11 protein-coding genes are annotated in these 13,920 nt (G+C 74.7%); 6 read left to right on the top strand and 5 right to left on the bottom strand.

Going from position 1 to position 13,920, the window contains the following annotated elements:
- Positions 1–11: 11 nt before the first annotated feature.
- On the top strand, positions 12–2,945 hold the full coding sequence (locus tag AC6EI4_RS08420; RefSeq protein WP_498451186.1) for an FG-GAP-like repeat-containing protein: 2,934 nt from the start codon (positions 12–14) through the stop codon (positions 2,943–2,945).
- A gap of 169 nt (positions 2,946–3,114) precedes the next feature.
- Here the strand turns inward: AC6EI4_RS08420 and AC6EI4_RS08425 are convergent, their stop codons facing one another.
- Positions 3,115–3,825: a TIGR03089 family protein gene (locus tag AC6EI4_RS08425; RefSeq protein ID WP_498451187.1), complete on the bottom strand. Its 711-nt coding sequence runs from the start codon at positions 3,823–3,825 to the stop codon at positions 3,115–3,117.
- A 51-nt stretch (positions 3,826–3,876) separates the two neighbouring features.
- On the opposite strand from AC6EI4_RS08425, the gene AC6EI4_RS08430 reads away from it, so the two are divergent.
- Complete coding sequence (locus AC6EI4_RS08430) at positions 3,877–5,049, top strand: mannose-1-phosphate guanylyltransferase (RefSeq protein WP_498423344.1); 1,173 nt, start codon at positions 3,877–3,879, stop codon at positions 5,047–5,049.
- A 53-nt stretch (positions 5,050–5,102) separates the two neighbouring features.
- Here the strand turns inward: AC6EI4_RS08430 and AC6EI4_RS08435 are convergent, their stop codons facing one another.
- Genes AC6EI4_RS08435 through cofD form a run of 3 tightly spaced genes read right to left on the bottom strand, consistent with a single transcriptional unit; the run spans position 5,103 to position 7,907 of the window.
- Positions 5,103–5,843 carry a DUF3105 domain-containing protein gene (locus AC6EI4_RS08435; protein WP_498423342.1) on the bottom strand — a complete coding sequence of 247 codons (741 nt, stop codon included), beginning with the start codon at positions 5,841–5,843 and terminating at the stop codon, positions 5,103–5,105.
- A 40-nt stretch (positions 5,844–5,883) separates the two neighbouring features.
- The gene (gene cofE / locus AC6EI4_RS08440; protein ID WP_498451188.1) at positions 5,884–6,909 is read right to left on the bottom strand and encodes a coenzyme F420-0:L-glutamate ligase; all 1,026 of its coding nucleotides are present in this window, start codon (positions 6,907–6,909) and stop codon (positions 5,884–5,886) included.
- Positions 6,906–7,907 (bottom strand): 2-phospho-L-lactate transferase, encoded by a 1,002-nt coding sequence (gene cofD / locus AC6EI4_RS08445; RefSeq protein ID WP_498423338.1) that lies wholly within the window; start codon positions 7,905–7,907, stop codon positions 6,906–6,908. Before cofD ends, cofE begins: the two co-directional genes overlap by 4 nt.
- Before the next feature lie 285 nt (positions 7,908–8,192).
- Here cofD and AC6EI4_RS08450 point away from each other — a divergent pair, with 285 nt between their 5' ends.
- The 3 genes from AC6EI4_RS08450 (at position 8,193) to AC6EI4_RS08460 (ending at position 12,825) form a co-directional block, all read left to right on the top strand.
- Complete coding sequence (locus tag AC6EI4_RS08450; protein ID WP_498423523.1) at positions 8,193–8,408, top strand: WhiB family transcriptional regulator; 216 nt, start codon at positions 8,193–8,195, stop codon at positions 8,406–8,408.
- Positions 8,409–8,476: 68 nt separating this feature from the next.
- Positions 8,477–11,419, top strand: coding sequence for a glycosyltransferase family 2 protein (locus AC6EI4_RS08455; RefSeq protein WP_498451189.1), 2,943 nt, complete (start codon positions 8,477–8,479; stop codon positions 11,417–11,419).
- Positions 11,416–12,825: a DUF5719 family protein gene (locus AC6EI4_RS08460; RefSeq protein WP_498451190.1), complete on the top strand. Its 1,410-nt coding sequence runs from the start codon at positions 11,416–11,418 to the stop codon at positions 12,823–12,825. The genes AC6EI4_RS08455 and AC6EI4_RS08460 overlap by 4 nt, the downstream gene beginning before the upstream one ends.
- A gap of 121 nt (positions 12,826–12,946) precedes the next feature.
- Here the strand turns inward: AC6EI4_RS08460 and AC6EI4_RS08465 are convergent, their stop codons facing one another.
- Positions 12,947–13,318 carry a metallopeptidase family protein gene (locus AC6EI4_RS08465; RefSeq protein ID WP_498451191.1) on the bottom strand — a complete coding sequence of 124 codons (372 nt, stop codon included), beginning with the start codon at positions 13,316–13,318 and terminating at the stop codon, positions 12,947–12,949.
- A gap of 163 nt (positions 13,319–13,481) precedes the next feature.
- Between AC6EI4_RS08465 and AC6EI4_RS08470 the strand changes: the two genes are divergently transcribed.
- Complete coding sequence (locus AC6EI4_RS08470) at positions 13,482–13,862, top strand: DUF3499 domain-containing protein (RefSeq protein ID WP_498423332.1); 381 nt, start codon at positions 13,482–13,484, stop codon at positions 13,860–13,862.
- Positions 13,863–13,920 lie beyond the last annotated feature (58 nt).

A 13,920-nucleotide genomic window follows, 5' to 3' on the forward strand; every position in this document is an offset into this window, starting at 1 on the left:
AGTAGCAGACGATGCGTCCCAGCAAGGCCCGATACGTCACTGCCTGCCAACAAGCGCTGGCTCTGGCTGCCGTCTTCGCGGTCTTGGCGCCCGCAGCCACCGTCATCTCGCTGGACGTCGTGCACCAGGGGCCGAGCGGGTCGGCGGCCGTGGCGGATCGGGCCGAGCCGGAGACGGCCGTCGTGCCGACCGCTCCCGTCGACGCCGTCGTCCGCGAGACCCGGCTGACGCCGGCAGCCCCCGGCTCGGCGCGCCGCGGCCAGGGCGGCGCCGAGCCTCAGACGCCCCGCGAGGCGCCCCAGGGCGGCGCGGGGGAGGCGCCCCAGGGTGGCGAGGGGGAGAACCCTGGTAGCGGCGACAAGCCAGGCGACAAGCCGGGCGGCAAGTCGGGCGACGCGGTCGTCAGCGCGCCGGAGCGGGTCAGCGGCTACGGGGCGGTCGGGGTCACCTGGAGCGGCCAGGACCGGATCGACGACGAGACCATCACGGTGCAGGCCCGTACCCGCACGGCGGACGGTTGGTCGGAGTGGACCGAGCTGGCCTACCACGACGAGCACGGTCCTGACCCGTCCACCACCGAGGGTGCGAAGGCCCGCCCCGGCACCGACCCGCTGTTCGTCGGCAACGTCGACGAGGTCCAGGTCCGGGCGAGCACCGACGCCGGTACGGCGGTGCCGGCGGACATGAAGGTGGCCGTGATCGAGCCCGGCCAGGCCGAGGGCACCGAGGTCGAGACGCCGGCGTACGGCGCCGGCGCGCCGGCCGCGGTGTCGCCGTCCACCAGCCCCTCCGCGGCGCCGTCCTCGGCTCCGGAGCCCGCGGACGCGGCCGAGTCGGCGGACCCGGCGATCGCGCTCCAGGCGGCCGCTCTGCCGGCCCGCCCCCAGATCTTCTCCCGCGCCCAGTGGGGCGCCGACGAGCGCCTGCGCGACAACGGCTCCCTGCGCTACGGCAAGGTCACCGCCGGCTTCGTGCACCACACGGTGAACGCCAACAACTACACCCAGGCCGAGGTGCCGGGCATCATCCGCAGCATCTACGCCTACCACACCCGCTCGCGCGGCTGGAGCGACGTGGGCTACAACTTCCTGGTCGACCGGTTCGGGCGGATCTGGGAGGGACGCTACGGCGGCGTCACCAAGGCGGTCGTCGGGGCGCACACGCTCGGCTACAACGACTACGCGTTCGCCATGTCGGCGATCGGCAACTTCGAGCTGGTCCAGCCGTCCGCGGCGATGGTCAACGCCTACGGAGACCTGTTCGCCTGGAAGCTCGGCCTGCACGGCGTCTCCGCCTCCTCGGCGCGCCAGAAGGTGGGCTCGGGCACGTTCGCGGCCATCAGCGGGCACCGCGACGCGGGCTCCACCGCCTGCCCCGGCCGCTACCTCTACGCCAAGATCGGTGCGATCCGGACCCGGGCGGCCAGCCTCCAGACCAACGCGCCCACCCCGACCCCGACCCCGACTCCGACGCCCACTCCGACGCCCACGCCCACGCCGACTCCGACGCCGACGCCGACGCCTGATCCGAAGACCCCGGTGACCGTCAACCCGGCCCCGGACTCGAACCTGGTCGGCAGCGCGCACCCCGACATCGTGATGCGCAGCGCGACGGGCAAGAAGGGCGTGATCCTGCCGACCCGCGGGCTGCTCAAGTTCTCGGCGCCGATGCGCCGTGCGGGTGCCTGGGCCGGACACCTCGTGGTGACCAGCCCCGACCTCAACCGCGACGGACGCAGCGACCTGGTCGCCATCAACCGCAAGACGCGGGTCACCACGACGTACGCCGGCAACGGCGCCGGCCGGTTCACCACGCGGCTCAAGCAGATGCGCAAGCTCTTCGTCGGCTTCGACCAGATCGTCGCGGTCGGTGACCTCGACGGCAACGGGCGCAACGACCTGGTTGGACGCCGCAAGAAGGACGGGCGGCTCTTCCTGTTCTCCGGCAGCGGCAAGGGCGGCTTCACGGCCCGCCAGCTCACCAAGGGGTGGAACGCCTACAACCACGTGACCTCCACCGGCGACGTGACCGGCGACGGGCGGCCCGACCTGCTGGCCCGCGACCGCTCGGGGAACCTGTGGATGCACGCCGGTGCCGCCGGCGGCACCGTGGCCGCGCGGGTGCGCGTCGGCAGCGGTTGGGGCGGCTACGACGTGATCGCCGGCTACGGCGACTACAACGGCGACGGGCGCGCGGACCTCTTCGTGCGTCGGCGCAGCGATCAGCTGGGTTTCGTGGTGCCCTCGACCGGCACCGGCTCGTTCGGCCACCCGCTGGGTCCGATCGGCTCGTTCGCCGGGCTCTCCTCGGTCACCGGTGGCGGGAACGTCCTCGGTGACAGTGCCCCCGACCTGGTCGGCCTGCAGGGGGCGCGACTGACGGTGCTGCGCCACCTGGGGGAGTACGACCTCGGCGAGCCGGTCCCGACCAACCTCAAGCTGGGCACGGCCGACCTGGTCCTCAACGTGGGCGACTGGAACAAGGACGGCATCGGCGATGTGATGAGTCGTCACGCCGAGTCGGGTGCGATGAGCCTGCGGCTGGGCAAGGGTGGCGGCCAGTTCGCGCCGCCGAAGCTGCTGGCCAAGGGGATGGGCAAGCTCAAGGGACTCGCCGCCGTGGGCGACGTGACCGGCGACGGCCTGCCCGACCTGATGGGCCGCGTCGGTGCCAAGAGGTGGGTCTACCCGGGCCGCGGCGCCACGCTGGCGCTCGGCAAGCGGATCCCCGCCGTGATGGCCGACGACCGGCTCGCCAAGGTGAACCTGTCCGGCTACGACTGGGTGATCGAGACCCGTGACGTCACGCTCAGCCGCCGGTCCAGCCTGATCGTGCGGGAGTCCAGCACCGGACGCCTCTGGGTGCTGCGCGACAACGGCCAGGGCGGCTTCGAGGCCCCGCGCTTCCTCGCCGACGGGCTGCTCGGCTACGACCTGGCCGGCTGACCCGCCGCCCGCCGCCCGCCCGCCGCCCGCCCGCCCACCGCCGGCTGTAACGCGGGGTTATGCCCACTGCCACAGCGAAATAACGCTGCGGGAGTGGGCATAACCCCGCGTTACATGGGGGCTGGCGGGGCGCCGGAGCGCGGGCGCCGGAGCGCGGGGGGCGCGCGGGTTAGGGGGCGGGGTAGAGGGCGGTGGCCCGCTCCGCGTCGTACGTCGCGGTACGGCGCGCGGGGTCGGGGTGGGCGACGAGGACCACCGAGCCGGCCTGCGCCAGCGGGCTGAGGAAGCTGAGCAGGCCATCGGCGGACGCCGGGTTGGCGGTGCTCAGCAGCCGGCCGCCGGCCTCGACGAGCCCGGCCTCGCGAGCGCGGGCCCACAGGTCGGCCCAGCCGGCCCCGGCCACGGCGGGGTCGTCGTCGCTCGGCGGGTCCACGGCGGCGAACGCGTCCGGCTGGGACCACACCTCGATCCCGAAGTCGAGCACCGGGCCGGGCACCGGCTCGGCGAAGCGGACGCCGAGGGGCCGCAGCGAGCACGCCACGACGGGGGTCTGCGCGGCCGTGGGGGCCCAGGTCTCCAGCGAGTCCGGGCCGCACACGACCACGTCGGCGGAGCCCTCCCAGACCACCTCGAGCCCGACCGTCCAGGCGGCCCCCAGGAAGACCGTGCCCAGCCAGTGCGTGGGCAGGTCGAGCAGCATCCGGTCGCCGCGCTCCAGGTCGAGCTCCTCGCTGAGCAGCGACGCCGTCTTCGCGACCCAGTTGGCGTACGTCGTCACCGAGAGCTCGACGCGCTCGCCGCTCGCGTCGTCGTAGAACGTCACGAGGGGACGGCCGGGGTCGCGGCGGAGCAGGGCGGTGAGCGTGCTGGTGAAGGTCACCGGCCAAGCCTAGGGGCACCCGTGCGCGAGCCCACGTCTACGCTTCGGCCCATGATGGACGACGCGTCGCTCGACGACTTCTGGGCCGTGATCCCCGCCGGCGGCGCGGGCACCCGGCTCTGGCCGCTCTCCCGGGCCGGGGCGCCGAAGTTCCTGCACGACCTCACCGGCAGCGGGCGCTCCCTGCTCCAGGACACCGTCGACCGGCTGACCCCGCTGGCCGAGGACCGCTTCCTGGTCGTCACGGGCGCCGCCCACCGCGAGGCCGTGCGCGCCCAGCTGCCCGCGCTCCCGGCGCACGCGGTCGTCGCGGAGCCCTCCCCGCGCGACTCGATGGCCGCGATCGGCCTGGCCGCCGCACTGCTCGAGCTCCGGGCGCCCGAGGCAGTGATGGGCTCGTTCGCCGCCGACCACGTGATCACCGACCCGGCGCTCTTCGAGCAGTGCGTACGGCGTGCGGTCGGCGCCGCGCGCGAGGGCTGGCTGGTGACGCTGGGCATCGAGCCGACGCACCCGGCGACCGGCTACGGCTACATCGAGGTGGGTGACCCGCTGCCCGGTCTCGACGCCGCCCGGGCGCTCGGCTTCGTCGAGAAGCCGTCCCTGGAGGTGGCCACGGGCTACCTGGCCTCGGGGACGCGGCGCTGGAACGCGGGCATGTTCGTGGTGCGCCCCACCGTCCTGCTGGACCTGCTGGCCCAGTGGCATCCCGGCTTCGCCGCCGACCTGCGCGCCCTGGCCGCGGCAGCCCACCAGCCCGCGTCTACGCCTGTGCCCGCGCCTGTGCGGGGGAGCGCCGACGCGACCGCGGGTGAGGAGGGGCAGCGGGCGCTGGAGGCCGCCCTGGCGCGCTGGTGGCCAGGGCTGCCCAAGATCGCCCTGGACCACGCGGTCGCCGAGCCCGCGGCCGCCGCCGGGCGGGTCGCCGTCGTCGCGGGTTCCTTCGGCTGGGAGGACATCGGCGACTTCCGCTCCCTCGACGAGCTGCTGCGCGCACCGGGCGAGGAGGTCGCGGTGCTCGGCGAGCGCGCGCTGGTCCACGCGGTCGACGCCAGCGGGCTGGTGGTCCCCGACGGGTCGCGCACGATCGCCGTGGTGGGCCTCGACGACGTGGTGGTCGTGGAGACCCCCGACGCGCTGCTGGTCACCACCCGCGAGCGCGCCCAGGACGTCAAGGCGGTCGTCGCGGCCCTCAAGCATGCGGGCCGCGACGACCTGACCTGACCCGGCTGCCTCGGTCGAGACCGCCGGTCAGGCTGCCCGGTCAAGGCCGCCGATCAGGCGGCGTTGGGCTCGGGGGAGTCCAGGTAGGGGTAGTCGAGCATGAACTTCTCCAGGGCCTCGCCGCTCGGCTCGGCGCAGTACTGCCACACGCCCTTCTGCTTGCCGCTGTCGGGGCTCTCGCCCTCGCCGCCGATCGACCAGTGGGTGAGCGCGATGTGCTTGCCCTCGGGGAACGGCTTGCCGTCCTCCTTGGTCCACGGCACGGCCTTGAACTTGTCGCGGAAGTTCTTGGTGCCCTCGAACTTGGTCGCGATGCCGGTGATGGTGTCCATCGTCTCCTCGTCCGCGGCGGCCGTCTCGTCGTACCAGAGGATCGTGAAGCCGTGCTCGAGGTTGTGCACCATCAGGCCCAGACCGGGGCGGTCGTCGGGGGTGTACATCTTGCGGTCCATGGAGTCCCACTGGTCCCAGTGCTGGCCGAAGGCCGGCGGCGCGTCCTCGTAGGAGATCTCGGTCCCGACCGGGACGTGGTCCTGCTGGCCGACGGCCGGCTTGGTGATGACCTCGTCGCACGTCGTCGCGGAGGCGCCGATGGCGGCGAGGTCCTTCTCCTCGAACTTCTTGCGGTCCCACTGGTCCTTGAGCGGCTTGTAGGCGGCCGCGGCCACGATGAGCAGGGCGATGCCGACACAGACGCCGACGATCGCGAAGCCGCGGCGCCGGTCGGCGCGCTTCTGCTGGTTGCGCATCTTGTCGACGACGGCGCGACGATCGTTCTTGGCGGGCTTGACCACGAAAACCAGCTTCCTCGGAGGGGACCTACGAGGGAGGATCCTACGGAGTGCTGTCCAGCGGCTGCAGGAAGACCTCGCCGAGCGCCGGTGCGCCGGCCCGGTCCGCGGCCGACGCAACGGCGAGGGACCAGCCGTGTGCGAAGGCCAGCGCGGACAGCACCGGGCGCATTTCGGGTCCCACGCCCGCCACTCGCAGCCCCGCCCGGTCGGCGGTGTCGAGCGCGGGGTCGTCGACCGGGACGGCCTCCTGGCCGAGCACAAGCCTGATCGCGGACGCCAGCTCGCCGGCGGCAGCGGGACTGCCGAAGGGCAGGCGGTCCTCGGGGCGACCGGCCAGCGCGCGCACGACCGCCTCGCGGGCGCCGTACCCGAACAGGTCGCCTCCCTCGGCGCGCACCAGCGCCGCGGCGCCCGGGCCGTCGTCGGTGGGCGACAGCACCAGGTCGGCCCGGCCGCGGACGACCGCGCAGGGCCGGGCGCCGAGCTTGCCCTGGGCGAGCTCCGCGGCACCGGCGATCTCGTCGGCGACGGCCGGGGCGGTGACGGCCAGCGGGTTCCCGTAGGCGTCGACGCGCCCGGCGAAGTCCTCCAGGACCCGCAGGCCGGCCGCGCCGACGGCGATGTCGGTCTGGCCCTCGCGCCAGGCGCGCCCGGCGGTGTCGGTGACGACCACGCCCACGTTGAGCCCGGTGCGGCCGCGGATCTCCGCGCGCAGCCGGCGGGCCGAGGCATCGGGGTCCAGCGGCAGCAGCACGATCCAGCCGGCCCGCACGTTGGAGGCGTCGATGCCGGCCGCGGCCATGGTCAGCCCATGCCGGGTCCGGACGATGGTGGTGGGGCCCCGGCGCGCCACCACCCGCACCGTCTCCTCGGCCAGCGCGGAGTCGCGATCGCCCTCGCGCACCCGGCCCTCGGCCTTCGAGACGACCTTGCTGGTGACGACGAGAATGTCGCCCGCGCGCAGGTCGACCGCGGCGAGCAGGGCCGCGGCCAGGTCGCCGCCCGGCTCGATCTCCCCGATCCCGTCGGGCGCGACGACCTCGATGCGGCCGCCCGAGGTCGTCATCGGGTGCCGGCGAGGGCGACGGCGGCCGCCGCCATCGTGGCGGTCGCCTCGGGCGAGGTCATCATCAGCGGGACGGCGCGACACGCGATCCCCGCGGCCTCCACCGACGCGACGTCCGCGGCGTCCGCCTCGTCGACGAGCCAGCCGTCGAGCACCCCGCCCGCCGAGCGGGCGCCGTAGTGGCGCGCCACCGCGGCGGCCGACACCTCGACGCCGATCGCGGTCAGCATCTGCTGGGCCATGCCGCGCACGTGGGTGCCGCCGACGATGGGGGACAGGCCGACGACGGGGGCGCTGGTGTCCAGGAGCGCCTCCCGGATCCCGGGAACCCCCAGGATGGTGCCCACCGAGACCACCGGGTTCGACGGGGGCACCAGCACCAGGTCCGCCCCGGTGATCGCCTCGACGACCCCGGGCGCGGGACGGGTGGCCTCGAGCCCGACGAAGACCACGGCCTCGGCCGGCACTTCGGCGCGCAGCCGTACCCAGTACTCCTGGAAGTGCACGACGCGCCGGCCGCTGGGCTCGGCGGCGTCGGCGATCGCGACATGGGTCTCGACGCGCTCGTCGGTCATCGGCAGCAGCCGCACCCCGGGCTGCCAGCGCCGGCACAGCGCCTCGGTGACCGCGGAGAGGGGATAGCCGGCCTCGAGCATCTGGGTGCGCACCAGGTGGGTGGCCACGTCGCGGTCGCCCAGCCCGAACCAGGTCGGCTCCACGCCGTACGCCGCGAGCTCCTCGCGCACGCTCCAGGTCTCCTCGCGCCGTCCCCAGCCACGCTCGAGGTCGATGCCGTCGCCCAGCGTGTACATCACCGTGTCGAGGTCGGGACAGACCTTGAGGCCGTGCATCCACAGGTCGTCGGCGGTGTTGGCCACGACCGTGACCCGGGCGTCGGGCTCGACCCCGGGGAGCCGGCCCTCGCGGATGCCGTGGAGCAGGCCCTGCAGGAACCGGGCGCCGCCCATGCCGCCGGAGAGGACCGTGATTTCGCGCATGCGGATACCTTGCCGCACAGGGGGCACGGTGGAGTCCAGGGGGGCCTGGACCGGTTGTCCATTACCAGATGCGGGCTTGACTTCCGGTATCCGACAGGCATGTAATTCCAACAGTGTCACTCGTGCTCTCATTGTCTCTGACTGCGAGTCGCAGCCGCAGGGATGAGGGGGGCGTCACATGAGGACGACAAGCGGGGGTTTCCGAGGGCCAGTCCCTTGGCTGGCCGGGTCGAAAGGGCGGAAGCCGTGAGAGAACTGTTTCTCCTCGACGGGGACGCCGAGGACATGGGTTGGCAGGACCGGGCGCTGTGCGCGCAGACGGATCCTGAAGCGTTCTTCCCTGAGAAGGGTGGATCCACCAGGGAGGCCAAGAAGGTCTGCCTGACCTGCGAGGTGCGCGACGACTGCCTCGAGTACGCGCTGATGAACGACGAGCGCTTCGGCATCTGGGGCGGTCTGTCCGAGCGTGAGCGTCGCAAGCTGAAGAAGCAGGCTGTCTGAGCCGCGTCCCTCACAGGGGCGACGGCTCGGCCGCGCCCCTCTGAGGGGCGCGGCTAGGGTGGTCCGACGTGAGTGACGCCGAGAATCATCCCGCCCACGTCACCCTGATCCTGGTGGCCCACGACGGTGCGCGCTGGCTGCCGACGGTCCTCGACGGGGTGCGTGACCAGCGTCGCCGCCCCGACCGCGTGGTCGCGGTCGACACCGGCAGCAAGGACGAGAGCCCCGAGCTGCTGCGCGCCGCCCTGGGTGGCGGCGCCCTGGTGCAGGCACCCGGCTCCACCTCGTTCCCGGCCGCCGTCGAGCTGGGGCTGGCCCACGCCGACTCTGCGGCCGAGGGGCGGGCCGGTGCCGAGGAGTGGATCTGGCTCCTGCACGACGACTCCACCCCCGACCCCGGCGCCCTCGAGGCGCTGCTGGCCGCGGCGCAGGCCGACCCGACCGCCGACGTGCTCGGGCCGAAGCTGCGGGAGTGGCCCTCGCTGCGCCGCCTGCTCGAGGTCGGGGTGACGATCTCCGCGACCGGACGGCGTGAGAGCGGGCTCGAGCGCGGCGAGTACGACCAGGGCCAGCACGACGAGGTGCGCCAGGTCCTCGCCGTCAACACCGCCGGGATGCTGGTGCGCCGCTCGGTGCTCGAACGGCTCGGCGGGTTCGACGAGCAGCTGCCGATCTTCGGCAACGACATCGACTTCGGCTGGCGCGCCGCCGCCGCCGGGCACCGCACCGTCTGCGTGCCCCAGGCGGTGGTCTTCCACGCCGAGGCCGCGCACCGCGGCGTACGGCGCACGCCGCTGACCGGGCGCCACACCCACTACGCCGAGCGTCGCGCCGCCCTGTTCACGCTGCTGGCGAACTCGCCGCGCCGGGCGCTGGCGTTCCGCACGCTGCGACTCGCGCTGGGCACGCTGCTGAGGATGGTCGGCTTCCTGCTCGTCCGCTCGGTCGGCGAGGCCCTCGACGAGCTGGCCGCTCTGGTCTCCCTCTATCGCCGGCCCGGCCAGATCCGCCAGGCCCGCCGCGCGCGTCGCGAACTGCAGGGCGCGGATCCGGAACGGGTCCAGCCGCTGCTGGCGCCGCGCTGGCTGCCCTACCGGCACGGGCTGGACTTCGTCAGCGACCTCGCCGCCGCCGCCACCCACCAGGCCGCCGACGTGGCGGAGCGCCGTCGGGCCGCCAGACTGGAGGCGGAGGGGCCGGCGCCGGTGACGGCGCAGCACCGCGCCCCGCGCACCCCCAGCGCCGACGAGGAGATGCTGGAGGAGGACTCCGGCCTGGTCGCCCGGTTCCTCACCAACCCGCTCGCGGTCTGCGTGCTGCTCTTCGTGGTGCTGGCCGTGGTGGGCGCCCGCGCGGCCCTCGGGTCGATCGGCGGCGGCGCGCTCTCCCCGGCTCCCGACGGGGCGGGGGACTGGTGGCGGCTGTACCTGGAGTCCTGGCACCCGCTCGGCCTGGGCACCGACGTGCCCGCCCCGCCATACCTGCTGCCGCTCGCGCTCGGCGCCACCCTGCTGCTCGGCCACGCCGGCGCCGTGGTGTCGCTGCTGATGCTGGGCGCCGTCCCGATGGCGATGTGGGGAGCCTGGCGGTTCCTGCGGGTGGTCTCCCGGCTGGTCGACCCGCGGATGCCGTCCCGGTGGGTGCTGGCCTGGGGCGCGGCGACGTACGCCCTGGTGCCGGTCACCAGCGGCGCGTGGAGCGAGGGCCGGCTCGGCACGGTGGTCACCGCCGTCGTGCTGCCGTGGCTGGCCCACGCCGCCCTCGGCTTCGCCGACCCCGACGCCGACCGTCGCTGGCGAGCGGCGTGGCGCACCGGGCTGCTGCTGGCGCTGGCCGCCTCCTTCGCCCCGGTGACCTGGCCCTTCGCCGCGCTGCTGTGCCTGGCGGTGCTGGGAGCCGGCTTCGCGCTGGCCCCGCGCGCGATGCGCGACCGGTCGGTCTGGGCGCCGCCCGTGGTGGCGCTGCTGGTGGTCCTGGTGCTCCTGCTGCCCTGGCTGGTGCCGTTGTTCGGCACCGGGTCGTTGGCCGGCCTGCTGCTCGAGGCGGGGCGCCTTCCCGTGGCCGACATCGACGGGTTCCGGCTGCTGGTCGGGGCCGCCGCCGACCAGAGTGCTCCGTGGGTGCTCGGCGCCCTGGTCGGGGTGCTGGCGGTCGCCGCCCTGCTCGCCCGGCGGGCCAGGGCCGCGGTGGTGGTCTGCTGGATCGTCGCCCTGGTCGCGGCCGTCGTCGCGGCCCTGCTCAGCCGGGTGCGCCTGGACCTGGCCACCGCGGACACGGGCCCGAGCCTGGGGCTGTTCGTCGTCGTGCTGCAGGGCGCGGGGGTCGTCGCCGCGTCGCTGGCCGGACAGGACCTGGTGCGCGCGGTGCGGGCGACCCGCGAGCCCGCCGGCGGTGCGAGGCTGCGCATCGGCGCGGTCCGGGCCGGCGCGCTGGTGGCGGCCGTGGCCGCGCTGGTCGTGCCGCTGGGCGGGCTCGGCTGGTTCCTGGTGTCGGCCCCCGACGCCCTCGACGAGGACGCCGAGGCCGACATCCCCGTCTACATGCGTCAGAGCGCGCTGCGGGGCCCCGAGCACGGGGTCCTCGTGGTGCGCGGCAGCGTCGAGGACGGGCTGACCTACCGGGTGCTGCGCGAGGACGGGACGACGCTGGGGGAGGACGAGATCCTCGCCCTCGCCGACGAGGACGCCGCGTTCACCGACACCGTCACGGACCTGGTGTCGCGACCGACCGCGGAGGTGGTCGACGAGCTCGCGGACTCCGGCATCGAGTACGTCGTACTGCCCTCGCCCGCGGACGGCCGGATCGCCGCCACCCTGGACGCATCCGAGGGCCTGGTCCAGGCCAGCGCCGAGGATCGCTCGACGCGGGCGTGGGAGGTCGCCGAGGAGCCCTCGACCGATGCGGTGCAGGGCTCCGACTCGTGGCTGCGGCCCGCGCTGCTCGTCCTCCAGGGGCTGGCGCTGCTGGTGGTCGCGGTGCTGTGCGGACCGACCCGGAAGGACAAGCGATGAACCACCTCCCACCCGAGGCCACCCACCCGGACTCCGCTCACCGGGCGGCTGCCCGGGGTGGTCGTCGGGTCCACCCCCTCACCGTGCTGGCGGTGCTGGTGCCGGTGCTCACCGTGGCGGTCCTGACGCTGGTGCGGAGCCCCGACTCCGCGGCCGACGCGGACCGGGAGCCCTCGCGCACCCCGTTGACCGCCACCGCGCTGGCCTGCCCCTCGGGGCTGGGCGCGGGCGACCAGGTCAGCGTGGCCAACGTCGAGGGCGCGACCGGGGAGGTCGCGCTGCGCGGCCCCGGCGAGAGGGACGCGCTGCGGCTGCGCAAGCGGCTGGCGACCACGCGCATCGACATCGACGAGCCGGTGGTCGTGCGAGGCACCGACGAGCTGGCGCCCGGTCTGCTGGCCGGCGTCGAGGCGGCGCGCGGGCGGGCGGCCGCGGTCCAGTGCCTGCCCCCCGAGCCGACCCAGTGGTTCACCGGCCTCGGTGCCGGCGCCGCCCACGCGTCGGTGCTCGAGTTGGTCAACCCCGACGCGGGACCGGCGGTCGCCGACATCACGGTCCTGGGCGAGAACGGCGTCCTGGACGTGCCCGCGCTGCGCGGGGTGACGGTGCCCGGAGGCACGTCGGTGAGCCTCGACCTGGCCGCGGTGGTACCCGAGCGCGACGAGCTCGCGCTGCGGGTGCTCACCTCGCGCGGGCGGCTGTCCGGCCACGTCCGTGACGAGATCGACGAGCTCGGCGGCGGGGTGCGCAGCGAGGACTGGCTGGCCTCGCAGCGCGAGCCGGCCGTCGCGAACCTCCTGCTCGGCCTGCCCGGCGGCTCCGGTGCGCGCACCCTGGCGGTGGCCAACCCCGGCGACGACGAGGTCCGCGTCAGCGTGAAGGTGCTCACCGAGGAGAGCTCGTTCGCCCCGGTCGGCGTCGAGGAGGTGCGGGTGGCGCCGCAGAGCGTGGCCACCGTCGAGCTCGACGAGGTCGTGGCGCGCGAGGTCGAGGCGGGGGCGCGGGGACTGCTGGTGACGTCCAGCGCCCCGGTCACCGCGACGCTGCGCTCCGTGGTCGGTGACGACCTCTCGCACGCCGTCACCGCGCAGTCGTGGCAGGAGTCGGGGATCATGCTGCCCGAGGGCGGCTCCCGGCTGGTGCTCGGCGCGGACGGCGTCGGCACGGCGCGGGTGCGCACCTGGGACGCCGCCGGTCGTCGGCTGACCTCGAAGCGGGTGGAGGTGGCGCCCGGCCGCGCGTCATCGGTGGCGCTGCCAGCCGCCGCGGCGATGCTGCGGGTCACCGCCGAACGCGCCCGGGTCTCCGGGGCGGTGCTGGCCCAGGACGGGGGCGCGGTGTCGCTGGTGCTGCGTCCGCTGGTGCTCGACGGACTGGTCCCCGCGGTCACGCCGGCGCTGCAGTAGCCGCCGGCGCCGCTGCGCGCCGTACTGGCCACACGAAACCCGTACTTCCCACGTGTTCCTTCACGTGGGAAGTACGGGTTTCACGAGTTAACTCGTGAAAGCCCAGCCGCGGGAGCCCCGGCTACCCCTCGCCCTCGTAGCGCGGGTCGACGTCCTCCGCGTCGAGGCCGAGCAGCTCGGCCACCTGCTCCACGACGATCGTGAGCAACATCGCCTCGAGCTCCGCGCGCCCCTCGCAGCGGTGCTCGATCGGGCGGCGGAAGAGCACCAGCCGGGTCGGCTCCTCGCCGGTGCCGCGCACCAGGGAGGAGAGCGGCACGGTGTCGGGCTGCCAGTCGTCGGGGATCTGGGGGGCGTCCTCCACGGCGTACTCGACGACGCCGAGACGGTCCTGCCAGCGCTGGTCGACCTCGGTGACGATGCTCAGGGCCAGGTCGTCGAACCGCTCGCGCCGGCTCCGACCGGCGGGCCGGCCCGGGAGCTGGGGGAGCACGCCGGGGCCTCGCGCGCCGCGCCCACGCCGGTCGCGCGAGCGTCCACGCGGACCGGCGGGGGAGGGCGTCGTGCGCTCGTGCGGCGAAGGCGACAGAGGCGGGACCGGGTCCATGCCCGCGAGCCTAATCCGGTCCGGGGGCGGCGAGGGGTACCTTCGTCGCGTGAACCCCGCCCGTCGATGCTCGCGTACCGCCTGTGGCCGCGCTGCGGTGGCCACGTTGACCTACGTGTACGCCGATCAGACGGCCGTGCTGGGCCCCCTGGCCACCTATGCCGAGCCGCACGCCTACGACCTGTGCGAGCAGCACAGCGAACGACTCTCCGCGCCCCGCGGATGGGACGTGCTGCGCCTGGCTCGCGACACCAGCGAGGCCGGACCCTCCGGTGACGACCTGCTCGCGCTGGCCGACGCCGTGCGTGAGGCCGGCCGTCCGGCTCCGCCTACCGCGGCCGGACCCACCGGGCTGTCGGCGCAGATCGGCGGGGAGCACGGCCGCGAGACCGGTCGCCGCGGACACCTGCGCATCCTCACCTCCGACTGACCTGGCCCGCGAGCCGCGCCGGGCCAGCGCGAGCGCGCGGACCGCTAGGCTCAGCCCC

The sequence above is a fragment of the Nocardioides sp. Z43_10 genome (genome assembly GCF_059766615.1).